The organism is Flavobacteriales bacterium (assembly GCA_025210295.1).
Lineage (GTDB): Bacteria > Bacteroidota > Bacteroidia > Flavobacteriales_D > Parvicellaceae > S010-51.
Genome location: JAOASC010000041.1, coordinates 40,301 through 64,976 on the forward strand (window position 1 = coordinate 40,301; position 24,676 = coordinate 64,976).

General features: G+C 34.0%; 21 protein-coding genes and 1 tRNA gene. 9 read left to right on the plus strand and 13 right to left on the minus strand.

Annotated elements, in window-relative coordinates; genetic code table 11:
• Positions 1-6 precede the first annotated feature (6 nt).
• The 4 genes from N4A35_12095 to N4A35_12110 form a co-directional block, all read right to left on the minus strand.
• Positions 7-948: an SPASM domain-containing protein gene (locus tag N4A35_12095; GenBank protein MCT4582144.1), complete on the minus strand. Its 942-nt coding sequence runs from the start codon at positions 946-948 to the stop codon at positions 7-9.
• A 147-nt stretch (positions 949-1,095) separates the two neighbouring features.
• Positions 1,096-2,349 carry a hypothetical protein gene (locus tag N4A35_12100; protein ID MCT4582145.1) on the minus strand — a complete coding sequence of 418 codons (1,254 nt, stop codon included), beginning with the start codon at positions 2,347-2,349 and terminating at the stop codon, positions 1,096-1,098.
• A complete protein-coding gene (locus N4A35_12105) occupies positions 2,349-3,095 on the minus strand; it encodes a hypothetical protein (GenBank protein MCT4582146.1) in 747 nt (248 codons plus the stop codon). Before N4A35_12105 ends, N4A35_12100 begins: the two co-directional genes overlap by 1 nt.
• Positions 3,096-3,117: 22 nt before the next feature.
• Positions 3,118-3,555 carry a 6-carboxytetrahydropterin synthase gene (locus N4A35_12110; protein MCT4582147.1) on the minus strand — a complete coding sequence of 146 codons (438 nt, stop codon included), beginning with the start codon at positions 3,553-3,555 and terminating at the stop codon, positions 3,118-3,120.
• Between the two features lie 104 nt (positions 3,556-3,659).
• Here N4A35_12110 and N4A35_12115 point away from each other — a divergent pair, with 104 nt between their 5' ends.
• The 3 genes from N4A35_12115 to dprA are packed head-to-tail and all read left to right on the plus strand — an operon-like array spanning position 3,660 to position 7,793.
• Complete coding sequence (locus tag N4A35_12115; protein ID MCT4582148.1) at positions 3,660-5,777, plus strand: SpoIIE family protein phosphatase; 2,118 nt, start codon at positions 3,660-3,662, stop codon at positions 5,775-5,777.
• Between the two features lie 8 nt (positions 5,778-5,785).
• Positions 5,786-6,703, plus strand: a complete 918-nt coding sequence (locus N4A35_12120) for an RluA family pseudouridine synthase (GenBank protein MCT4582149.1) — start codon at positions 5,786-5,788, stop codon at positions 6,701-6,703.
• Complete coding sequence (gene dprA / locus N4A35_12125) at positions 6,678-7,793, plus strand: DNA-processing protein DprA (protein MCT4582150.1); 1,116 nt, start codon at positions 6,678-6,680, stop codon at positions 7,791-7,793. The genes N4A35_12120 and dprA overlap by 26 nt, the downstream gene beginning before the upstream one ends.
• Positions 7,794-7,805: 12 nt before the next feature.
• On the opposite strand, the gene N4A35_12130 is transcribed toward dprA, so the two are convergent.
• The 8 genes from N4A35_12130 to gltX all read right to left on the minus strand — a co-directional run bounded on the left by N4A35_12130 (position 7,806) and on the right by gltX (position 14,147).
• The gene (locus N4A35_12130; GenBank protein ID MCT4582151.1) at positions 7,806-8,261 is read right to left on the minus strand and encodes a hypothetical protein; all 456 of its coding nucleotides are present in this window, start codon (positions 8,259-8,261) and stop codon (positions 7,806-7,808) included.
• On the minus strand, positions 8,254-8,535 hold the full coding sequence (locus N4A35_12135) for a TRL-like family protein (protein ID MCT4582152.1): 282 nt from the start codon (positions 8,533-8,535) through the stop codon (positions 8,254-8,256). Before N4A35_12135 ends, N4A35_12130 begins: the two co-directional genes overlap by 8 nt.
• Positions 8,536-8,546: 11 nt before the next feature.
• Positions 8,547-8,846 carry a TRL-like family protein gene (locus N4A35_12140; GenBank protein ID MCT4582153.1) on the minus strand — a complete coding sequence of 100 codons (300 nt, stop codon included), beginning with the start codon at positions 8,844-8,846 and terminating at the stop codon, positions 8,547-8,549.
• A 13-nt stretch (positions 8,847-8,859) separates the two neighbouring features.
• Positions 8,860-9,120, minus strand: a complete 261-nt coding sequence (locus tag N4A35_12145; protein MCT4582154.1) for a hypothetical protein — start codon at positions 9,118-9,120, stop codon at positions 8,860-8,862.
• Positions 9,121-9,264: 144 nt separating this feature from the next.
• A tRNA-Cys gene (locus N4A35_12150) sits at positions 9,265-9,335 on the minus strand.
• 35 nt (positions 9,336-9,370) lie between these two features.
• Positions 9,371-9,721 carry a dihydroneopterin aldolase gene (gene folB / locus N4A35_12155; GenBank protein MCT4582155.1) on the minus strand — a complete coding sequence of 117 codons (351 nt, stop codon included), beginning with the start codon at positions 9,719-9,721 and terminating at the stop codon, positions 9,371-9,373.
• The gene (locus N4A35_12160; GenBank protein MCT4582156.1) at positions 9,722-12,505 is read right to left on the minus strand and encodes a T9SS type A sorting domain-containing protein; all 2,784 of its coding nucleotides are present in this window, start codon (positions 12,503-12,505) and stop codon (positions 9,722-9,724) included.
• A gap of 85 nt (positions 12,506-12,590) precedes the next feature.
• Positions 12,591-14,147: a glutamate--tRNA ligase gene (gene gltX / locus N4A35_12165; protein MCT4582157.1), complete on the minus strand. Its 1,557-nt coding sequence runs from the start codon at positions 14,145-14,147 to the stop codon at positions 12,591-12,593.
• 119 nt (positions 14,148-14,266) lie between these two features.
• Here gltX and N4A35_12170 point away from each other — a divergent pair, with 119 nt between their 5' ends.
• From N4A35_12170 to N4A35_12195, 6 genes are all read left to right on the plus strand, one after another.
• The gene (locus tag N4A35_12170; GenBank protein MCT4582158.1) at positions 14,267-15,850 is read left to right on the plus strand and encodes a hypothetical protein; all 1,584 of its coding nucleotides are present in this window, start codon (positions 14,267-14,269) and stop codon (positions 15,848-15,850) included.
• Positions 15,851-15,859: 9 nt separating this feature from the next.
• Positions 15,860-18,757 (plus strand): T9SS type A sorting domain-containing protein, encoded by a 2,898-nt coding sequence (locus N4A35_12175; GenBank protein ID MCT4582159.1) that lies wholly within the window; start codon positions 15,860-15,862, stop codon positions 18,755-18,757.
• A gap of 60 nt (positions 18,758-18,817) precedes the next feature.
• The gene (locus tag N4A35_12180; protein MCT4582160.1) at positions 18,818-19,600 is read left to right on the plus strand and encodes an enoyl-CoA hydratase-related protein; all 783 of its coding nucleotides are present in this window, start codon (positions 18,818-18,820) and stop codon (positions 19,598-19,600) included.
• 171 nt (positions 19,601-19,771) lie between these two features.
• Positions 19,772-21,220, plus strand: a complete 1,449-nt coding sequence (locus N4A35_12185; protein ID MCT4582161.1) for a polysaccharide biosynthesis C-terminal domain-containing protein — start codon at positions 19,772-19,774, stop codon at positions 21,218-21,220.
• A gap of 181 nt (positions 21,221-21,401) precedes the next feature.
• Positions 21,402-22,388: a Wzz/FepE/Etk N-terminal domain-containing protein gene (locus N4A35_12190; protein MCT4582162.1), complete on the plus strand. Its 987-nt coding sequence runs from the start codon at positions 21,402-21,404 to the stop codon at positions 22,386-22,388.
• 34 nt (positions 22,389-22,422) lie between these two features.
• Complete coding sequence (locus N4A35_12195) at positions 22,423-23,880, plus strand: O-antigen ligase family protein (protein MCT4582163.1); 1,458 nt, start codon at positions 22,423-22,425, stop codon at positions 23,878-23,880.
• Here the strand turns inward: N4A35_12195 and N4A35_12200 are convergent.
• Entirely contained in the window at positions 23,861-24,676 is an 816-nt protein-coding gene (locus N4A35_12200; protein ID MCT4582164.1) for a DUF3575 domain-containing protein, read from the minus strand. The genes N4A35_12195 and N4A35_12200 overlap by 20 nt on opposite strands.

A 24,676-nucleotide genomic window follows, 5' to 3' on the forward strand; every position in this document is an offset into this window, starting at 1 on the left:
AATTAATCAACCGAAAACTTTACTACCCTCAGTACAATTCTGACAGATATCTATAGCGTTTCGATCCTTGAATATTTGTTTTCTAAATTGTTGGTACGCTTCATTGTTCCATACTGAATTAAAAGACTTAAAGGCAACATTACCTAATTGGTGTTTAGCATCTTTATCAAAACAACAAGGAACCACACTTCCATCCCAAGTTACTACTGCACTACTCCACATTCTCCAACATTGATTGAGCAACTCATTTTTTATTCGATAGGTACCGTCTTTTTGTTTTTTATAACGTGCATAGTATTCATTCTGGGGAATTAATGGGTTTCCATTTTTAAAATCGTAAACCTGAGCCGTCTTAAACTTTATTTCATCAACCCCCATGTCTTTTGCCAATTGTTTGGCGTCCTCAATTTGATGTTCATTAGGTCGAACTACTAAAAATTGAAAAATAACATGTGGTGTTTTTGAGTTTAATTTTCGTTTCCAGTTGATTACATTTTTAGTTCCCTCTATGACTTTTTCGAGGCTTCCATGTACGCGATATTGTTCGTATGTTTCTTGTGTTGTACCATCTATTGAAATAATGAGACGATCAAGACCTGATTCTACAGTCTTTTTAGCCATATCATCTGTTAGAAAATGAGCATTAGTCGAGGTTGCTGTATAGATTCCTTTTAACGCTGCGTAATTTACCATCTCCAAAAACTTAGGATTGATAAACGGTTCTCCTTGAAAATAAAAATTAATGTATGCCAAATATGGCGCCAACTCATCGATGAGCTTTTGATTAGTTACTGGTTTCAAATTACCTGTTGGACGAGAAAACTGCTTTAGCCCACTTGGACATTCTGGGCATCCTAAATTACAAGCTGTTGTTGGTTCAATAGAAAGTGCAAATGGCATTCCTTTTATTGTTCCTTTTTTGGTCAAACGCGCCACTCCAAAACTCATTTTTAAACGAGCGAGGTTGAACACTTTTTTGAGTGTTATTTTTTTTAATATTGCTGTATGATCTGATTTCAAAATTAGAAAAAGGCGGTTTAGCTATCCCCAATAACTGACTGTTAAATTAAAAAAATTATCCCAGCTAACGCAAGATTAGAGTAATTCTTTAATTGCTTTAAACACAATAGCTGTAGCTCCTTTGTGCTGATACACAAATTCTCGAGCTTTATTTTGATAACCATTCAGACGCTGATGATCCTCTAATAGTTCATTGAAGCGTTGTTCAAAATCTTCATACGAACGGACACTGACTCCTCCTCCAAAATCAACCAACTCTTGTCCTTCTGGGTATTTACTATGTTTATCACCATAAAAAACAGCATTTCCAAAAGCTGCTGCTTCTAAAATATTGTGTAAGTCATTGGTAAACCCTCCTCCCACAAAAGCATAATCTGCATATTGATATGTATTAGATAACAACCCAATATTATCAATTAAGATCACCTTCGCTTCAGTAACATTATTTGGTGTTAATTGCGAATAACGCCTCATAGGAACAGTAATAATTTGCTCTATTTCTAAGAGGTGCTTTTCTGAAATATCATGTGGGGCTATGATTACTTTTAAATCGTTATGGTTTTCGGTTAGGTATTTTCCTATAATTTTTTCTTCAGGCTGCCAAGAACTACCCAAAATCATCAGAGGGGAATCCCCCTTAAACTTTTCGATAATCGGGATAGGACTTTTCCGTTCAGCATTTTGAATCACCTTATCATAACGCGTATCCCCACAAACCTCTACATGCTTAAAATTATATTTAGACAATACTTCTCTGCTGCTTTGATTTAACGTATAAATTCGGTCAATATCCTCAAGTATAGAAAGCTGCCATTTGGCATAAGATTTAAAATAAATTTGATTGGGTCTAAAGTTACAGGAAAAATAAACAATTGGAACCTGACTCAACTGCAGTGTATTTAAGTAGTTAAACCAAAAATCATACTTTACAAAGATTGCTATTTCAGGCTCAAGTGTTTCTATAAAATAACTGGCATTACTTTGTGTATCTAAAGGGAGGTAGAATACTTTATCTGCCAACTCATAATCTAAGCTATATTCATAACCTGATGGACTAAAAAAGCTTACAAAAATTATATGGTTAATATAATCTGGATCTTGTTTAACCTTTTCGATTAAAGGCTTTACTTGCTCAAACTCTCCAAGTGAAGAAACATGAAACCAGATCAAAGGTTGCTGCTGGTTACTTGCTCTAAATTTTTTTAATTCCGATTTCCAATTTTTTCGTCCATCTACCCACTTTTTAGCTTTTTCATTTCCCAAAAAGCGAGCTATAGCAACTCCTAAGCCATACGTTCTAATACCAGTATAATACCCTAAACTTAACATTAGTCGATATAAAATTCTTCGGGTGCTTTTCTATAAATAGGGAAAATCCAACCAGCTCTAATCCCAACCAAAAATTCTTTCCTGTTTTCACGGTATGCCCCATATCCAAATTGATAATCACGCATACCTTGTGTAAATCCCTCGGTAAACTCCAAACCAATATTGAAGTTAATCAACTTACGGTTACTAAAATACTGATATCCAACATACTGTTTTAATGCTAACCCCATGGTTAAACGGTCTACATAAACCAAATTAGCTTTTGTTAAAGCTGGCACTTTATCATCTTGATTTTCTACTCTAATTTTATGATGCATAAACCCTACTCCAAATTTCGCGACTATTCCAGTATTTAAATTTACTCCTCCAAAAGGAAAAAGTTTGCCTATCATTACTGTTTCCGAAAAACCTCTTTGATATAACAAAACATTTACAGCGTCTCCATACTGATCTATAATATAGCCTTCATCTGTTTGTAAAAAGTTTAAAAGACTATCTTCTTTGATTTTATTCCCAAAAAGAAAATTCCCTTCTACTTCAACCTGCCAATTTTTCGCTGTTTTAAGCCCAAAGCTTAACCCTATATTATTGGTGAATCCAAACCTCTCACCATAGTCACCACCTGGTATTTGAGGAGAATAACTCAAATTTACAAAAGGAATTGAAATAATTGTATCCCTCAAGTTTTGAGCATTGAAAGCTCCAAAAAAAATCAGCAAAAAGGTAAAAAGGTAAAATTTCTTCATAATCAACAAACGAAGTTTTTGTCTACATATTATCTGAAGCGTACCATTCGGCATAACTTGTTGCTGTTTCTCTTAAAAATGCAGAGTGTAATGCCACTTCTCCTTTTAACTCTTTTTGAATCATAGTCACGATTTCGATCAACATGTTTTCACAAGTTGGTTGATAATCGACATATCGAATTCTTGGATTCATCTTCTCTAGCCCCAAGAAACGAGAATCTTTTCTTAAAATTAATCGATGATCAAATTCCTCATAAACATGCTCCCTCACTATTTTTTTTATATCTCCAAAATCGATTACCATTCCACAATCTGACAAGCAAATATCATTGGTGGGTTCTCCTATTAATGTTACTTTTAAATGATAAGAGTGTCCGTGAATATCTTTACACTTTCCCTCATAACCATCTAATGCATGTGCTGTTTCAAAATCAAACTCTTTGGTAATTCTTATTTTCATTTAATAAAAAATTGGCTATTTTTAGTAAAAAATCGAACGACAAAGTTAAGTATAATTCAACTTAAAATAAAAAATGAGCTATATTTAAGTCTCAATATCTCAAAATGCAAGGTTTATTTAAATACATTTCTTTTACTTTTTTTATTGCTGTTACCATTCCTTTTTGGAGTATAGAACCTATCGTACTGAACGACAGCAATCTAGGAAACTCATTTACGAAAGAGGCTTGGATAATTGAAGATAAGGACTTCCAACTAACGATTAATGATCTTTTATATAACGAGCGACTTCCTTTGAAACAATGTCAGCATAACATTGAAAAAATAGACTTCACTTCTTCAGTTTTCTGGCTAAAATTTGACATTGAAAATGAGAGCTCATACGAAGAATTCTTGATCAATGTTGCTAGAGTAATTACCGATAAAGTAACACTGTATGAATACCACAATTACGAAATTAAACAAACCTATTATGGCGGCGATTTAACGCCTTACCAACAACGTTCAAACAATAGTATTAACAACACTTTTTCTTTAAAAATTCCTCAAAATGGAAAGAAACACTACATACTAAGATTACAAAGTGATGGTGAGAATATTCGTTTACCCATTATTATTAACAACACTAATGACTTTCATATCGCAGCTAAAGAGCGCGTTTTTCTTATGGGAGCCTATTATGGAATGTTAATTCTCTTTTCATTTCTTTACCTCTTCTATTATTTCGGAATGAAAGAGCGCTCTTTGCTCCTCTATTCATTATACGTACTCTCTATTTTTCTTCTTCAATTTACGCTAGATGGCTACTCTTATTACTACATCTTTAGAAACATGATGTTTGTTCAACCCTACACGGTTGTCTTTTTTGCTGTATTGGCCTCTTTTACTTTCTTAATATATGTCAAAGCTTTTTTAAAAATTGATGCTTCTTACAAAAAGCTTAACACTATTTACCAATGGGCTTTTTATGTCTTAGCTTTTAACCTTGTTTTAAACTTCATTCCAGGAAAATCACATGTACTTTCCTACCCTGTTGTTAATCTTACCTCACTTGGAACCCTCTTCCTAATCGCCGGAAGTATCCTGTATTTACGAAACAAAGGAATAGCTATTTGTAATTATTTTACTGCAGCAATTTTTACACTAGTTATTGGTGCTATTCTATTTATATTGACCAATTTCCATATCATTGAGAGTGATTTTGTATTCAAAAATGCTCTAAAAATAGGTTCTGCTCTTGAAATATTATTATTGAGTCTATCGATGTCTAACAAGCTTAGGGAATTACAAAAAGAAAAGGAATTAGCACAAGAAAAAGCACTTCAAAACCTTACAGAAAAAAACAAATTAATTGATCAACAAAATGAACTTCTTGAAACACAAGTAAAAGAACGAACTACGGAACTTGAAATTCAAAAGGAGCAGGTTTTAGAAAAGAACAAAGAGATTATTGATAGTATTAACTATGCTAAAAGATTACAAGACGCCATCATTCCTCCTTTGGAAGCTGTCAGCACTATTACTAAAGATGCCTTTGTTTTATTTCAACCTAAAGATATTGTAAGTGGTGATTTTTATTGGATAACTGAAACGACAACCTCTTATGAAGATAGGCAAAACTCAAAAAGGTTATTACTAACAGCTGCAGATTGTACTGGACATGGTGTACCGGGTGCTTTCATTAGTATTATTGGATTAAACATCTTTAACCAAACCTTAAAAGAACGCACGGTTAATGACCCAGCACAAGCTCTTGATTTTTTAAACAAACAAGTTTACAACACCGTCAATAAACATAAAGGGAATGATGATATTATTCGTGATGGTATGGATCTGGCTATCTGTTCAATCGACATGAACTCTTTGGAACTAGAATTTGCAGGTGCCAAAAACCCTTTGTATATCGTTAGAGGTTCTGAACTCATAGAACTGAAAGGGGATAAACAACCAATTGGCTTCTCCGATAACGTTACACCATTCACCCTACAAAAGTTCCAACTAGAAAAAGGAGATATGGTTTATGCCTCTACAGATGGATATGCTGATCAATTTGGAGGTCCAAGAGGAAAGAAGTTTAAGTATAAACCTTTTAAAGATTTGTTGTTATCTATTTCAAAAAAGCATCCTGAGCAACAAAAAAACATCTTAAAACAGCGTTTTGATGAATGGAAAGGAGACCTGGAACAATTAGATGATGTTTGTGTTGTTGGAATAAGAATTTAAGCTACTGCGTGACTATTATCAAAAAGACATATCCTGTTAACCAATTAAACGCTCCCACAAGATTTAATAGCTTTTGCGAACAAAACATTAAAGAGATTCCTAGTAGAAAAGGCATTAAAAAAGCGATAAAAAAAGGAGAATTACTTTTAAATGGTAAAATTACAGAGGGAGGAAGATGGCTAAAAAGTGGAGACCTAATTTCTTTAGTTGACACCAACCCTACTCCTCCAAAGATCTATACACTAAAAATTCCTGTTGTATACGAAGATGAACACATCGCTGTTTTATACAAACCAGCAGGAATTAGCGTTAGTGGCAATCAATACAAAACAGTAGTCAACACCTTAGGATTTAACTTAAAAAAGTCCCATCAACCTGATGCACTCAATTGGCCCTTACCTGTACACCGTCTTGACAACCCAACAAGTGGTTTACTGATAATTGCCAAAACGACTACAGCCCAAGTTCAACTAGGAAAAGCTTTTGAACGTAAGGAAATTCAAAAGAAATATCATGCTTTAGTGATTGGCAAGACATCCCCTACTGGAACGATTGATCATAGGATTGAAGATAAACCATCACATACTACTTTCAAAACCTTAACAACCGTACCTTCTTTAAAAAACCAATACCTTTCTTTGGTCGAACTTGAACCCCAAACAGGTCGTACACATCAATTAAGAATACATTGTGCTGCAATCAAATCTCCAATTTTAGGGGATAAAATTTATGGCACAGAAGGCTTAATATTAAAACATAAAGGTTTATTTTTATGTGCTGTTGCTTTAAAGTTTTTACACCCCATCACCCTAGAAAAAATGAATCTATCTATCCCAACTCCTCAAAAGTTTTTAACTCGATTAGAAAACGAAAGTAGGCGTTATCACAACTACAGAAAAAATGAAATTAACGACCCCAAAAAATGAAAAATTTTACCTCATTGCCTTACTAGAAATTCCCCATATTGGACTTACAATTGCCAAGAAGCTAATTAAAAAATTTGGTTCTGCCGAACAAGTTTTATCGCTAAGTTCCTCTCAATACCAAACCTTAGGAAGCATAGGTTACAACATTATTGAAGCAAAGCAAAAAGGAACTATTTTTAATACAGCACAACTACAACTCGATTATTGCTTCTCCAATGCTATAGAAATTTTAAGTTACTACGACCATCATTACCCCAAACGCTTAAAACATTGCCCAGACGCACCTTTAATTCTATATTTTAAAGGACACTGTGACTTTAACAACACAAAAGTAATAGCGATAGTAGGAACTAGAAATGCAACTCCATACGGAAAAGATATTTGTAATAAAATTGTCGAAGAATTAGCCAAAAAAAATGTTCTTATCATTAGTGGGCTGGCTTATGGTATAGACATCACAGCTCATCAAAAAGCAGTTAAATCTCACACCCCAACTATTGGTGTATTGGCTCATGGCTTAGATTCCATTTACCCCAAAGCTCATCATACTACTGCTCAAGAAATGTTAACGAACGGAGGGCTTTTGACTGAACATAAAATCAATACTCGCCCCAGTAGAGAAAATTTCCCAAAAAGAAATAGGATTGTAGCAGGGCTATCAGATGCTATTATTGTCATTGAATCTGCAATTACAGGAGGCTCTATGATTACAGCAAAATTAGGGAATGATTACAATAGAGATGTTTTTGCTATTCCTGGTCGTATCGGTGCTAACTATTCTGAAGGCTGCAATCATCTAATCAAAACAAATCAGGCTCACTTACTACAAACATCTAAAGACATTGCCTACATCTTAGGCTGGAAAACAAACACAAAAAAGCCCAGCACTATACAAAAACAACTCTTTATCTCCTTAACCCCTGAAGAAGATGCCTTAATGAATTTATTACAAAAACACCAGCGTTTATCTATGGATGAACTTGCCGTCAAAACTTCCCTTCCCATTAGTCAAGTTTCTCCTCAGTTATTATTATTAGAGTTTAAAGGGTTAATCCATCAATTACCAGGAAATATCTACGAAGTGATTTAGCAACGCTATACCCTATTTTAGAGGCTCTAACATAATTTTATAACCTTTCTTCACTTCTTCTTGAGTAAGTTTTATTTCGTCTTTTCTTTCAAGATAATACGCTTCATTCTTAAGTTTCTCTAAAAAAAGAGGTAAAGCACTTTTTTTCACATAATACTCCACTTTTGTATATTGTCTTTTATTAAAGAAAAATTTTGCTTTAGACTTTGTCCCTAATACGTTTAATTTTTTGATTGTTATTACTCCTTGAGTATAAATGGAATCAGGAATATAAATGAGATAATCTTTTGAAGCATAATCTTCAAAAGGTAATATATAATCTTTTCGTTCCAGTTTTCTTTGGTAATGCTGAATCCCTACATCATCTTGGGCAAAAGAAAACTGCACAGCAAAAAACAGAAGGAAAAAAGAGAAATTGTATAGTACAATTTCTCTTAGGTGTTTTAAACTATTTCTTTCCTTATTCACCTGTTACAACTGTTGAATAAGTTTTTACAAAAAGACCTCCTTTTACAGTTTGATCAACTGAAGAGACCTTTGTTATTTTACCATTTTTTGCTGCTGTAGCAATAGACGCATCTGCATTTGCTGGTCTAAAGCCTAAAATAGTTTTGTATGATGCAACACCTTTTTTTGTTGTTCTTCCTCCCGGGTTGTCTGTAATTAATAAAGGGCCAGAAACACTACAAGAACCTAAGCTTAACAATAAAGCTCCTGCTATAATATTTTTAATACTTTTCATCTTTTTTTAATTTATTCTCCTGTAACAATTACCTCTACTTTTTGAAAAAGCCAGAAATTAGTCGTTTTTACATCTACACATCCTATTTTTTCAATTTTTCCTTTTTTTGCAGCCTCAATTACCCCAAAATTTTTATTGGTAACAATCATACCTGCTGCTAATTGTTCTCCTCCAGAACCTCCAAAAATAACTGTTGTTTTAGAAACTCCTTTTTTAGTCCCAATAGGATTATTGGTTACAGTATAAGGTCTTGTTATAGAACAAGATGTTAACATTCCTATAGCTGCTGCTAAATATAAATATCTTCTCATGATCTCTTATTAATTAATCTCCTGTTACTGTTAAAGTTACTTTAGGAAAAATAAACACTTTTACTTTCATTTCAGCGATTCCAACTTTTGAAATTTTGCCGTTATCCATTGCTGCTTTGTAGGAAAAATCTGCATCTTTCTGAAACGCTCCTGCTTTTGCGACACCAACTCTAGAACCTACAGGGTTGTTGGTTACAACTGCTGTGTGTGAGACTGTACACGAACCCAAAAATAAGGCTGTTGCCATCCCAATTAGTACTCTTGTTTTTTTCATAAAACTATTATTACATATTTTTCTACGAAAATGTATATAATACAGCTAAACAAAATAATTTTACTAATTTCTCTATTTAACGGTTGTTTTTGGGGCTATTTTGTGCAAAAAAAAAGCTTCAACAAAATTGTTGAAGCTTTTATGAGGTCTCTGCCGGATTCGAACCGGCGTAGATGGTTTTGCAGACCACTGCCTAGCCACTCGGCCAAGAGACCTTTTCAATAAGGACTGCAAATATAAGATAAATATTTTACTCCTCCACAATTACAGAGACAAATTTCACATCACCATCTAAAGGAGGGTTAATTTTTCTAATTTCAACTCGTATCTTTTCAATTTGTTTATGTGCTTTCTTTAAGCGATTTACGATTCGATAGGCTACTGTTTCGATTAAATCTGCCCTTACAGCCATTTCTTCTTCTACAACTACATTAACCTCTACATAGTTAATTGTTTTTTGTAAATCATCATTTGCAGCTGCTGCTTTAAAATCAACCCATAAATCTACATCGACTTCAAAGTCTCCTCCTATTTGAGTTTCTTCAGGTAAACAACCATGGAAACTATAGGTTCTTATTCCATATACTCGAATAATATTCATTTACTCTTTGATAATTTTATGTATTTCGTTTCTACTATTTGAACTGTATTTCAATATATAGAGTCCTTTAGGTAAAGGAGAAATATCTATTTGACTACTATATTCTGTTAATAAAAGTTTACCATTTAAGCTAAACACTTCGAATTTAGCATTTTCTACTGACTCTATTTTCACATTGATTATCCCAGCAGTTGGATTAGGAAAAATAACGAATTTGGGCTTTTTAACTTTCTCTACAATATTGGTCTCAACCCCATTAGATATTTCGACTAAGCCAACGACTTTATAAACATCATTGCTACTTTTTTGTGTACAATAAAAAGTTACTGACACTTCAAACAAGCCTTGACTATGATGAGGAGCAACAACAGTATCAATAAATATTAGCTCATTCCCAGATTGCCAAACAGAAACATTTAATTCGGCATTATTAGAATCCAAATACACTAAGCTATTGACAACAGCTGAATCTATAGGAATTTGATAATCAATACTACAATTTTCCGAAAATATTGAAAGACTATCTACAACAACTCCATTAATATTAAAATGAGTCCATGTATTTTCGCTTGATGCAATAGCATAAGGCAATACAATCGTATCTGTTCCAACAATACCATCAAATACCCAAACATGATGCACTCCTTCACATAAACTATCTTCAAAAGTTAACCCTCCCATTAATCCATTTACTCCATCATAAGATATAAGTGTACTATCTGAATTAAAGGCATTGTGATCTACAATAACAACACCATTACAACTTCCTGAATCAGAATGTGTATAAATCCCTACTCTAAATTGCTCTACAGTAAAATCAACTTCAAGCGTATCATTATTAGTGTTGATAACATACAAACTATAATTTTGACTACACAAGTTTTCAAATATACTATCTTGAGTAAAGTTAATTCCATCAATTGAATACCAATAATTCGTAGCACCTGATAAAATCTTTACCTTCATACTTCCGTTACAATTATCAATACTTGGTTGGGTTTCTAAGAAAGCAATACTATTGGTTATAAATTCTGTATTCACAGTATCACCATAAGTATTTACCACCCTCAACGTATTAATAGCCGGACAGAGACTATCTAAAGAATTTTCTGTACCAAAACTACCTCCATTCCAAGAATAATAAAACGGTCCTGAATTCGAGTTAACTGTTACTTCAACTTTGCTATAGCAAGTGAAGCTATTGGTTACATTAATTATAACATCATTAATTACAAGGCTATCTACTTGAGGAATCACGAGGGTTGAATCAATATAGAAATTTTTTATCGCTGTATCGCCTAATGAATTTAAGACTTTTAATTCATGTACGCCAACACATAACCCATTGATAATTGAGTCGCTTTGATAACTACCTCCATCCCAAGAATATTGATAGGGACCTGTAGTTGATGAAACAACTGCTTCCGCTCTTCCTGTACAATTTAAAGTATCTGGGAAAGTCACCACATCAAGGCTTGATAGAAAAGCTAAATCTTCTATTTCAAACAACCTCGAAATGGTATCCCCATTAGAAAAGATAATGGTTACAGTATGATAACCATAACATAATCCCCATCTTTGAGGCGTATTATTACTTGAACTACCATCCCATAAATATTGATCTACACTTCCATTTGCAAAAACAAAAGCTTCTCCAGAGCAATTGGAAGTATCTGGAGAGAATGCAAACCCCAATACTTCAACGGAATCGATAGAAAAAGTTGTATGGACTGTATCTCCTAATACATTGATCATTGATAAACTGTGTAATCCTGAGCATAAGCCTGCAATTAAACTATCCCCACCATAAGCACTATTATCCCATGAATATTGATAAGGACCATTACTTGAATAATTAGACACCATGGCCATTCCTCCACAGTTAGAAGTATCTACCATTGTGCTGATGATATAACTAAGCGACTCTTGAACGACAAAGTTGGTTGTAACAGTATCACCAACGCCATTGACTACAGAAAGTATATGATTACCATGACATAGATTCCCTACTGTTGAACTCGCATTAAAAGCACCATTATCCCATGAATACAAAAATGGAGGAACACTTTGAACGGTTGCAGTCGCTGTCCCATTGCAACTATTATCATCATCTGTGGTGATAATATCTACAGGAAAAGAAGAAGAACCTAAACTATCAATATAAAAGGAAGTCTCAAAACCAATAGGGCTAAAGAAACGGTAATAACCATGACATATACTATCTATAGAATAAGCTCCTTGAAGCAAAATTGTATCAGCAATTGGGGCTCCGAAACTTTCACTATGGTACAATTCATTAGTAACATTACTATTCCAGTACCCGGAATTTGAAGTGTAGGTCATTGAATCAATTTTAAATGCACCTAAACAAATCAAAGAATTAATGACATAGTCAAACCCCACTCTCTGATAACCTGGATCGGAATTCCCTAACATCGCCTTACTTTTAATAAACCCTAGTGTATCATTCGTTAGCGAATCAATAGCATAAGCTTTAAAAGCCTGGAACATACCACTTATAGGATCAAACGATACATCATAAACAGTATCAGAGTAGATAATAGAATCAGAGGTAACATCAAATCTTCCATTATTATAATTAATCTCATCTCCAAGAATAACTTTATACTTTACAGGGTTGTCATGGTTCTTAAATTCAAATTTTAAAGATGCATCATGTGCACCAAAGGAAGAATAAGGATAATGCTTTAATGAAAAAAATTGTTGTGCTATTGAAAAAGAAAAGGGAGCTAATAATAATAGAACCAAAATAATACGTTTCATAATCCACACTTTTTTACAAAAATACAAAAAGCCATTGTACAAAATACAATGGCTTCTTTTTTATTATTAATACAGTACTAATCTACTATACTGAAGCAGCTTTTAAAGCCTCCACTTTTGCTATTCCCTCTTCAATTCTAGGAATAACATATTCTTTTCCTAAAACCGAGCAGATATGAAACATTGATGGCCCCATTCCTTTACCAGTAACTAACAACCTAAACCCTGGCCCTACTTTACCAAATCCATATTCATTTTTCTCTAAATATGCTTGAAATTTAGCCTCTATATTTTCTGTTGTAAACGAATCGATTGACTTTAGCTCAACCAATAACTCTTGCATAATGGTAGCGGTATCTTCTTTCCACTTCTTCTTCACTGTTTTAGGATCATAGTCCTTAACATCTTCAAAAAAGTAACGTCCTTCGTCTAACATATCTTCAACAAAAGTTGCTCTTTCTTTCATTAATTCACAAACTTGCTCTACATATTCTTTACAAACCTCTATTTTTTGTTCTTCTAGAATAGGGATTAACAATTCTGCTAATTCTGAATTCGACTTTGCTCTTAAGTATTGTTGGTTAAACCACTTCGTTTTATCTGGATCAAACTTAGAACCACTCTTCCCTACACGTTCTAATGTAAATGCTTCAGCTAGTTCTTCTACCGAAAATAACTCTTGCGGAGTTCCAGGGTTCCATCCTAAAAATGCCAACATATTGACAAATGCATCTGCTAAATATCCTTTCTCACGATATCCTGAAGAAGTATCTCCAGATGTAGGATCATTCCACTCTAATGGAAACACAGGAAAACCTAATCGATCTCCATCTCTTTTACTTAACTTCCCATGACCATCTGGTTTTAAAATCAATGGTAAATGAGCAAACTTAGGCATGGTATCCTCCCAACCTAAATAACGATATAACAAAACATGTAAAGGCGCAGATGGTAACCACTCCTCTCCTCTAATTACATGTGTAATTTGCATCAAGTGATCATCAACAATATTTGCCAAATGATAAGTAGGCATACCGTCAGACTTATAGATAACCTTATCGTCCATGTTATTGGTATTCACAATTACCCAACCTCTAATTTCATCATGAAAACGCACTTCCTCATTTCTTGGCATTTTCAAACGTAAAGTATAAGGATCACCATTCGCCAACCTTTTCTCTACCTCATCAGCAGAAAGGCTAACAGAGTTTTTCATTGAACCACGGGTAATAGAGTTATATTGCCAATTAGCCATTTTAGCACTTTTAGCCATTTCACGCATTGCGTTCAACTCTTCAGCTGTATCAAAAGCGTAATAAGCATGTCCACTCTCTACTAACTGAAATGCATAATCTTTATAAATTCCTGCTTCCTTTCGCTCTGATTGCTTATATGGACCTAAATCTCCACCTACTCCCTGACCTTCATTAGGAGAAATTCCACACCAAGCCAAAGCTTCTAGAATATACTCTTCTGCCCCTTGAACCAATCGAGTTTGATCGGTATCTTCTATCCTCAATAAAAAATCTCCGCCATGTTTTTTGGCAAATAAATAATTATATAATGCCGTTCTTACTCCTCCAATATGTAATGGACCTGTTGGACTAGGTGCAAACCTTACTCTAACTTTTGTATTACTCATAATAATCTTGTGAATTTTCCTAAAAATAGGCAAAGATAGCCTTTGAAAATGAAAGTTAAAAACCTTTCGTTGTTATAAATTCATCTTTTATCTATAGTTTTGTGAAAAAATAATAAAAAATGAAAAAAATAAACTTGATAATCTTCTTTTTTGCAATATCACTTTCATTTTTTGCACAACTGCAAAAATCTCAACAAGCCCATATCACATGGGGTGATGAACTTAAATTTAAAAAAGGAGAAGAATTCATAAAATACCTAGGAAAAGATTCTAGAAATCACTTTTTAATTAAGTCGTTAAAAAGAGGGAGTCAATATGAAATCAATATTTTCGGTAATGACATGGGCTTAAAAAACAAAGCGGTGATTGACATGAAACACCATGGAAACTACAGAATGACTTATGAAGGTTCTTACTTGATTAACAATAACATCTATGTTTTTAGTTCATTCCCAGATAAGAAAAATAAAATCAATAGGCTCTACTGTAGAACCTTTGATAAAAATGATTTAAGTATTGGGAAATTAACCGAAATCGAACAGCTTCCTTATGAGAAAGGAAAGTTTAAGGGATCTTTTGGAGTAGAGGTCTCGGATGATGAATCTATGTTATTGGTGTATTTAGGTAAGCCTTATGAAAAAAATGCACCAGAAAAATTTGGCTTTACAGTATTAGATGAAAAACTAAATGAAAAGTGGAAAAAAGACATTGAACTTCCTTATACAGAACAATTTTTTAAAATTCAGGATTATCAAATTAATAATGACGGAGATGTTTACCTCCTAGGAAAGGAATATAAAGAACGTAAAAAAGATCGAATTAAAGGAGCTCCCAACTACAAATATCACATACTTGCTTATCTTGACAATGGTAGAAAAATAAAAGATTATGAAATTAATTTAGAGGATAAGTTTATTACCGATATTACCTACAAAATTGCTAAAAATGGTGATCTCATTTGTTCTGGTCTATACTCAAAAAATGGGACAACCAGCATTAAAGGAGCTTTTTATATGACCATAGACTTTGACACTCGAAAAATTAAAAACAACAGTATTAGAGAGTTTGAAGAAGATTTTATTACACAAGGTTGGTCCGACAAAGAAATTGCTAAAGCGAAGAAAAAAGAGCTCAAAAAAGATAAAGCAATTGAAATGTACCAATACGACCTTAGTGATTTTATCTTAAAAGAGGATGGTGGAGCCATTCTATTGGCTGAACAATTTTACATTACCGTCTCTACTTATACTACTACTGACGCCAACGGAAATACAACAACAAGAACTGTTTATCATTATCACTACAATGATGTAATACTCGTTAATATTTCTCCTAAAGGGAAAATCGAATGGGTGACAAAAGTTGAAAAGAGTCAACACAGTACCAATGATGGTGGGTATCTTTCTTCTTATGTTCTTCAAGTAGATGGAGACCAACTTCACTTAATTTACAATGAAAGTGCGCGTAATTATTTTGAAAAAGAAGAAAGAAAAGGGATGAAACGTAAAGATAAAAATGCTTACCTTACTGTAATTGCTACAGTAGAAAGTAATGGTGAATACCAAAAGGAGATTCTAATCAACGCTAGTGAAGAAAACACCTATCCAGTGCCTAAATTTTCGGAACAAATTAATGATAAACAACTGTTAATTTATACTCGAAGAAAGAAAAGTAGAAAATTTGCCTTAGTTGATTTTAAATAAATTGTTGCAATGAAGAAGATCTTTTTTATTCTCCTAATACCTATCCTGAGTTATGCTCAACCCATCCGTTTTGATTATGGGCAAAACCTAGCGATCAATGAAAATATTGTTTGCTCTTTTCAAGACTTTTATCATCCAGAGCCCATTCATTACATTGATGTGAATGGAGATGGAAAACTAGATGCCTTAACCTCTGGTAACGCTATGAGTCTCTTTAACAGACAATCATTTTTATACATACAAGATAGCGTGGGTTATTATACCAATACTGCTATTCCTTTTAAATATTCGAATGTTAATGCAGCCTTTGGTGATGTTGACAACGACGGTGATGTTGACTTAATTGTATCTGGAACGCAGCAAAGTGGCACCTACAGCACCAAACTATTATTAAACGATGGTAACGGAGATTTCTCAACTGAAGCTCCAATTCCTGTAGCCCATAATTTCTGGGGTAAATTTCAATTTGCAGATGTTGACAACGACAATGACCTCGACTTTTTTTACGTTGGTTTTGATGTTGGAAACAATGCACAAAGTAAATTATGCTTAAATGATGGGAATGGGAATTTTTCTGTTTCAAACACCGTAACTTTTGCTAAAGTTCATAGTGGAGGTATTGCTTTTGCCGATATTGATGGAGACAATGACTTGGACTTATTTTATACAGGAAAATTCTATTCCAACAGCTATGCTTATTTATACACTAATGATGGGAATGGAAATTATAGTCAAGTTTCTGGAACCAGCTTTACAGGGGTAACCAAGCCTAATATTTCTTTTGAAGATGTTGATGGAGATAATGATTTGGACCTATTCTACACAGGACTTCCTGATGGGTCAACCCCAAGTTTTATCACAAAATATTACAACAATGATGGAAGTGGAGGTTTTTCGGATAATACAACAGCTCCTTTTTACACCAACGAACATACTTCTTTTCATTTTGAAGATATTGACAATGATAATAGTAAGGAATTAATTTTTATCAATAATAATCAAGAGGATGGCATCAACAATGAAATCTATACAAACGATGGGAGTGGAAATTTCACTCTGAACACCACTTTTTATTTAAACACCAACTTGCATACAATTACATTTTCTGATTTAGACAATGATAACGATCTAGATATCACTGATGCTAAATCAGCAACCTTTTATCTCAATGATGGGAATGGAAATTTTTATGAATCCAAAGGAATAAGTGAAGGAACTATAGCTCTAGGTGACATTGATGGAGACAACGACCTTGACATCTTAGTTTCAGGGCTTAACACCTCTTATTTATTTAGTGGCTTAACTCCAAGTTTAAGTGAAGACACGTTGATTACAACAATATACTTAAACAATGGAATTGGTGGTTACACCCCTATAGCTGGATTACCTTTTGAGGGGCTAATCACATCTAAAGCAAAATTCTTTGATGCCGATGGAGACCTTGACCTTGACCTTTTTATTCTTGGAAAAAATACAAACAACATTAAAGTCGCACAGCTCTTCTTAAATGATGGCAATGGAAACTTCACTTTAAACACTTCTAACTTTGATGGGGTAACAGGCGATTTCGATTTGGGAGACTATGATGGCGACAACGATCTTGATATTCTAGTTATTGGGACCAATAATATTCCCAACCTTACTGTTACAATGTATGCTAACGATGGAAATGCTAATTATACCAATATGGGCGATCTTAACCTCTTTCAACTCTATGATGGTGCAGTACAATTTGCAGATATCGATGGCGACAACGACTTAGACCTTTATCTAGGTGGTTATGTAGCACTAGGGGTAACTCCAGGAATTCTTTTTACCAACGACGGAAACGGAAACTACTCACCTCTCGACACCTTAAATGGAGCCTACAAGGGAGACGCAGTATTCGCTGATATTGACGGTGACAATGACTTAGACCTTTTAACCTCAGATCGGTACGAAGGTTCTACTCTTTATAAGAATGATGGGAATGGTGTTTTCTCTGTTTACAATGACAGTACTTTAAACACTGCCGAAAATGGAGAACTTTCATTTGGTGATTTAGATCAAGACGGTGACCTAGACTTATTCATTACTGGAGGAAACTCTTCTTCAGCATTTCACACCAGTTATTACACCAACGATGGCAATGGGAACTATGCGCTTCTAATCGATTCTGTTTTTACTGATGTAGCCTATAGTTCGATCGCAATTGGAAATTTAGACAACGACACCTTAGAAGAAGTAATCTATCTAGGAAGAAAAGATCACAACTATTCGATTAAAAGTGTCGTAAAAATTCATCAAGTAATTGGGCTTGCTAATACAGGTTCAGAATCGGTTTATGCTTGTGATGATTATGTATGGAACAATGATTCTACTTATAGTTCTACAGGCTCATATTCCTTTCTATTTACCAATGAACAAGGTTGCGACTCTCTAGCCACACTCCATTTAACGATAGGGACTTTAGAGACGGTAATCACCTTTGCAAATGACACCATTTCCCCTACATTTACGGGCGACACTTACCAATGGATTGATTGTAACAATGGAACTGCCCTTACTAATGAAACTGATTCTATTTTTATTCCTACAACAAATGGTACTTATGCCTTGGTGATGACACAAGGAAGTTGTTCTGACACCTCAAACTGTATTTTGATTACGCACTTATCTATTGATGAGCATTCGGATAATCAGGCGATAGTTGTTCCAAACCCTGGAAGTGATTATATAACCGTTCAAACGTCCAACTACAATCCCGTTGATCTAACAATTTTTAATTTAGAAGGAAAAATGGTACAATCTCATCATAAGATCAACAGTTCTGCGCCTATTTCCATCACAAATTTACCCCAGGGCATCTATTACATTAGAATTGTAACAGCCCATAAAATAGAAACTTTAAAATTCGTTAAACAATAACGCGAGAATAATGCAGCTAAGATATTTCGTTATCTTTGCAGTACTAACAAACTGATTATTATGGATTACAACAATATTTTATTAGAAATCAAAGCAAATATTGCTTACATCACAATTAATAGACCTAAACAATTGAATGCATTAAACAAAGTAACAATTGAAGAATTGAACCATGCGTTTACTGCTATTGAAGACAACAACACAGTTCAGGTAGTGATTCTAACAGGTAGTGGAGATAAAGCTTTTGTTGCTGGTGCTGACATCAAAGAATTTGCTGGATTTAGCGTAGAAGAAGGGAAATTATTATCGGCAGAGGGACATCAGAAACTATTCAACTTGGTAGAAAACCTTTCTAAACCTGTCATTGCTGCAGTCAATGGTTTTGCTTTAGGAGGAGGGTTAGAATTGGCCATGTCTGCACATATTAGAATTGCTTCAGACAACGCTAAACTTGGGTTACCTGAAGTTTCTTTAGGAGTTATCCCTGGATATGGTGGGACACAGCGCTTAACTCAATTGGTTGGAAAAGGAAAAGCTTTTGAGATGATTACAACAGCTGGAATGATTGGTGCTGAAGAAGCAGAAAAATGGGGACTAGTCAACAAGGTCGTTGGTACTGAAGAATTAATTGCTACATGTGAAAAGATGGCTGGAAAAATCATGAAAAATTCTCCAAAAGCAATTAGTAGTGCTATTGTTGCAATTAATGCCCAATATAGAGAAGGTGTTGATGGTTTTGTGACTGAAATAACAGAATTTGGAAAATGTTTTGGAACAGAAGATTTTAAAGAGGGAACTGCTGCTTTTATGGAAAAAAGAAAACCAGAGTTTACAGGAAAATAACTCGTAAAAACTTACCGATAAAATTGAAAAACTCAAGATAAAGTCCACTGTACTGATCTTGAGTTTTTTGTTTCTACATGGGAAAAATGACTCCTCTCCTTCCCCTATATTCTAGTTTGAAAAAATAACTTTTACCAGACTCGCGTTAAATTAATATCTTTGACGCTCGCCATGCAAAAGAAATTCATTAGTAACTTATTATTTGTTTTAGCGCTTAACATACTTATTAAGCCTTTTTATATTTTGGGGATTGATGCCGAAGTATTAAAACAAACAGGAGAAGATTATGGCATTTACTTTTCGCTTTTAGGGCTCACGTTTATCTTAAACATTTTCTTAGATTTTGGAATTGTTAATTATAACACCAGGAATATCGCTCAGCATCAACACCTATTGCAAAAGCATTTTTCTGGTATATTTACAATACGAATCGGTTTATCAATACTATACTTTATTCTAATTTATGCCGTTGCTTGGCTATTAAACTACCCTCCCGATTACTTCTACCTTTTAGGTATTTTAGCATTCAATCAGGTACTCGTCGCTTTTATTTTATACTTACGATCTAACCTCTCTGGTTTGCTACTTTTCAAACAAGACAGCATTATTTCTGTATTAGATCGCTTTATCCTTATTGGCGTTCTTTCTTATTTACTTTGGGGCAGAACGTCAACTACTCCTTTCCAAATAGAGTGGTTTGCTTATGCGCAAACGTTAGCTTATAGCCTCACGTTACTGACTGCACTCTTTTTTGTAATGAGACAAACTGGGGGAATAAAGCCTCGGATCAACAAAATCTTTTCAATTGCTATCATTAAACAAAGTATGCCCTATGCCATACTTATTTTATTGATGATGATTTATTATCGTTCTGATGCTATTATGTTGGAACGTCTACTACCCAATGGAAAAGAAGAAACCGCTCTATATGCACAAGGGTATCGTTTTTTTGAAGCTTTCAACATGTTAGGCTATTTATTTGCTGGGCTATTACTTCCCTTATTTTCTAAACTACTCAAAGAACAGCATGACATTAGCCCTTTATTACATACAGCTTTTAAAACCTTGTTCGCCACTTCTGTCATTATTGCGGCTGCTACTTTCCTTACAAAAACTGAGCTTATTGAATGGCGTTACCAATTATCTGGGATAGCCTTAACCCATTCTTCTGCTTCTTTTGGAGTGTTATTGCTTTGTTTTATTGCCGTGAGTTCAACTTATATTTTTGGGACTTTACTGACTGCAAACGGAAACTTAAGATTGTTAAACTGGTTAGCTTTTGGCGGTGTAATTTTGAACATCTTACTCAACTTTATTTTAATTCCTAAACATGGAGCTTATGGGGCTGCTGTAGCGAGTCTTTTTACCCAAACCTTAACAGTCATTGGACAACTAATTTTATCCAAGCAAATGCTGCGTTATCGTACTTCGTATAAAACCATTGTTACTATTCTTATCTTTACTGGGGCTATTCTAGGTCTTTATTTTAGTTTTAAACACTATATTTCCTTTCATTGGGGATATCAAATCTTACTCTTTGGAATCGGTGGTGTTGTGCTTGCTTTTATCACCAAAATGATCCACCTAAAAGAACTCTTTTCCATTCTAAAAAAAGATTAAGCTGATTTAAAATTAAAATTTTGCCCCACAGTTTCGATAGTAAACAAATTCATTAAAAACAAACACAATATTTATTTTAAAACTGAGTTTGTAAACCCCAAAGAAACCGACAAAGACAGCAAGTATAATTTGAATACTTTAAACAACTTCATTACATTTGCCACCTCTTAATACAGAAGACATGGAAAATAAGACTCAAGACTTTAACGCGATTGATTTAATCGACTTTATTTGGAAGTATAAAAAGACCTTTATCATTATTGGATTCCTTGCGGCAGTAATCTCTTCTGTGGTAGCCTTAGTGATGGAAGAACGCTATTTATCTACAGTAACATTATACCCAACTAAAGCGAGTGCTGTTTCCTTTTCTGAGGTCATTACTGAAGATCAAAGTGTGAGTAAGTTTGGAGAAGAAGAAGAAGCTGAACAGATGTTACAAATATTGGGATCTGAACCAATTAGAAATAATGTCATCAGTACCTTTAACCTAATGCAGCATTATGATATTAAAGAAAATGATGAGTTTAAAAACACAACATTAGCTAAAACCTACAGTGACTTTATCAATTTTGAACGAAATAACAAAGGCGCTGTTCTGATTAAGGTAATGGATAAAAGTCCAGATACTGCAGCATTAATTGCCAACCATATTGCAGGGTTATTTGACAGCATTAAGAACAACATGATCCACCAGAGAGCGTACCCTGATTTTGAGATTAAAAAATTAAAATTAGAAAAACTTCAAAACGAAATGAAGATGTTGATGGATACGATGTCTCAACTAACAAGTCTAGGAGTAGTGACCAATGAAGCCTATCAAGGATTAACAGAAGCTATGCTTAATGCTAAGGATAAAGCAACCAAAGACCGCTATTTAAAGAAAATTGAAATGACGGAAAAATACGGAAGTGTACTGCATGCATTTCAAGTTAAAGTAGAATTTTTAGCAGAGCGAATCTCCACGATGGAAACGTCATACGAACAAGCTGAAACAGATGCCCACTCTAGTATTTCCCATAAGTTCGTAGTTGAAACGGCCACTCCATCAGAGAAAAAAGCTTACCCTATTCGTTGGCTAATTGTCGTAGTTTCTACTTTCGTCACTGTATTCTTGACTTTTATTCTGCTACTATTTGCAGAAAAAATAAAAGAATTAAGACAGCAATAAAGCAAATGTTTCAACAACAAAATGAAATTTCTGAGTGTTAAGCTTTATACAAAATAGATGGGTATATATCGTTGGGATACTATTTAGTATTTTAAACGCCTACTTATTTTACAAGGATTTTTATTTCTTAAGTCTCTTACCTTTTGCATTAATTGTTATTTATGGTGCTTTTTTCAATTTAGATAAACTTTTACTATTTACTGTTTTTTGTACTCCTTTATCTCTTAACCTTGAACAATTAGATATTGGTGGTATTGGTGCATACTTACCTACTGAGCCGATTCTATTTGGCATCATGTGCATCTTTCTTTTCAAACTCTTTTTCAAAGAAAAAGAAAAAGCCAATCCAGTTCTAAAACACCCCATTACACTTGCCATACTTTTTCACTTATTTTGGGTATTTATTACTGCTATTACGAGTGAAATACCTCTCGTCTCATTTAAATTTCTACTAACCCGGCTTTGGTTTATTATCCCTATTTACTTTTTAGGCATTCAAATTTTCAAGCATAATTTTAAAAATATTTCTGCTTTTATTTGGGCTTATTTAATCCCCTTAACAGTTGTTTTATTGGTTACTGTAATTAAACATGCTGGACATGGATTCAGTGAAGAAGCTGGACATTGGATTATGTCTCCTTTCTTTAAAGATCACACTTCTTATGGTGCTATTATTGCTTTATTTTATCCAATAGTTGTTAGCTTATTTTTAGATCAAGAGCGCACTGCAATTTCAAGGGCTTTAATTGGGGTTATCTTGTTAATATTTACCGTTGCTTTATTCTATAGTTACACTAGAGCTGCATGGCTTAGTGTGGTTGGTGCTTTTATGGTCTATTTACTCTTTGTTTTTAAAATTAAATTTAAATACCTTCTATATCTAGGCTTAGTTCTAGGGTCGTTTATTATACTCAACTTTACAGAGTTGATGTATATGCTTCAGAAAAACGATGCTGAACATACCACAGAAAACTTTAGTGAGCGTATCGAATCGATGTCTAATATGAGTACTGACGCTTCTAACCTAGAGCGTTTAAACAGATGGAGTTGCGCCATTAGAATGTTTGAAGAACGTCCAGTATTTGGATGGGGACCAGGTGTTTATTCTTTTCAATACGCACCTTTTCAAGACCCAGCTGACTTAACAATTATCAGCACGAACTTTGGTACTGGGGGTAATGCACATAGTGAATACTTAGGACCATTAGCAGAGCAAGGCGTGTTGGGTGCACTGTCCATGATCTTATTGGTTATTGCTATTTTTTATACAGCATCCAAACGATATATCGAACTAGAAGATAAAGCTATCAAACGTATACTAATGATGGTTATGCTTGGTTTAGTAACCTACTTCACTCATGGAGTACTGAATAACTACCTAGACACCGATAAAGCATCTGTCCCTGTTTGGGGATTTGCTGCAATTATTGTGAGCATTGATTTGTTTTACAAAAAAGAAAAGACCACTACTTCTAGAATCGATAACCGATAGAAAAGTAAGTTCTAAATCCTGCACTTGAAAATGGGAGGCTTGCTTTAATTGAACTCCCCTCATCTGTCACTTTTATTAAATTATCACCAACAAAAGGAACATCTTTTATATCCGCATTAAGGTTAGCTTCAGCCTCTTCAACATAGTTGGAATAATCCACAGGAACATCAACAATTGACAATTCTCCTGTCAATTTAAAAACATTAAACCCTAATCCAGCAATTCCCCAATCTAACGAAAAACGTTCTCCCAAAGGAAATTGAACACCCAACTGTGCTCCCATACCAAACTGACTAAGTTTTAACTCTAAATCTGTTGTAGCATCTATAGACTTATTCACATGATCAACGTAAGGATAATAATCGGCTGTTGGATCTAAATCATTGTATTCCTGATCGGTAAACTGATAGTTAAACGTTTCAGAAACACTGCATTTATAATTATTAATTTTAGCATAAGCCCCTAAGTAAAACCATTTTGGAGCACCTTTTGCTCCTGGGTAAAATCTAACTTCAGGAACCACCATCGTTCCTGATAAATTATTTTTTAGACGTTCAATATTCACATAGTTTTCAGTGTATTCAGGTTTATAGATAAAATCAGGAATTTCTCTAGGCATTAAAACTCCTACATTTATTCCTAAACTAATTTTATCTTTAACTGCACGTTCATAACCTACATTCACAGCTTTATAAGCAAAACTTTCTAAGTGTAACTTCATAACATTTTTTTGAGCAAAAGCACTCACTAAAACGGCTGTTAAAAAACTAAATACTAAAACTATTTTTTTCATCAT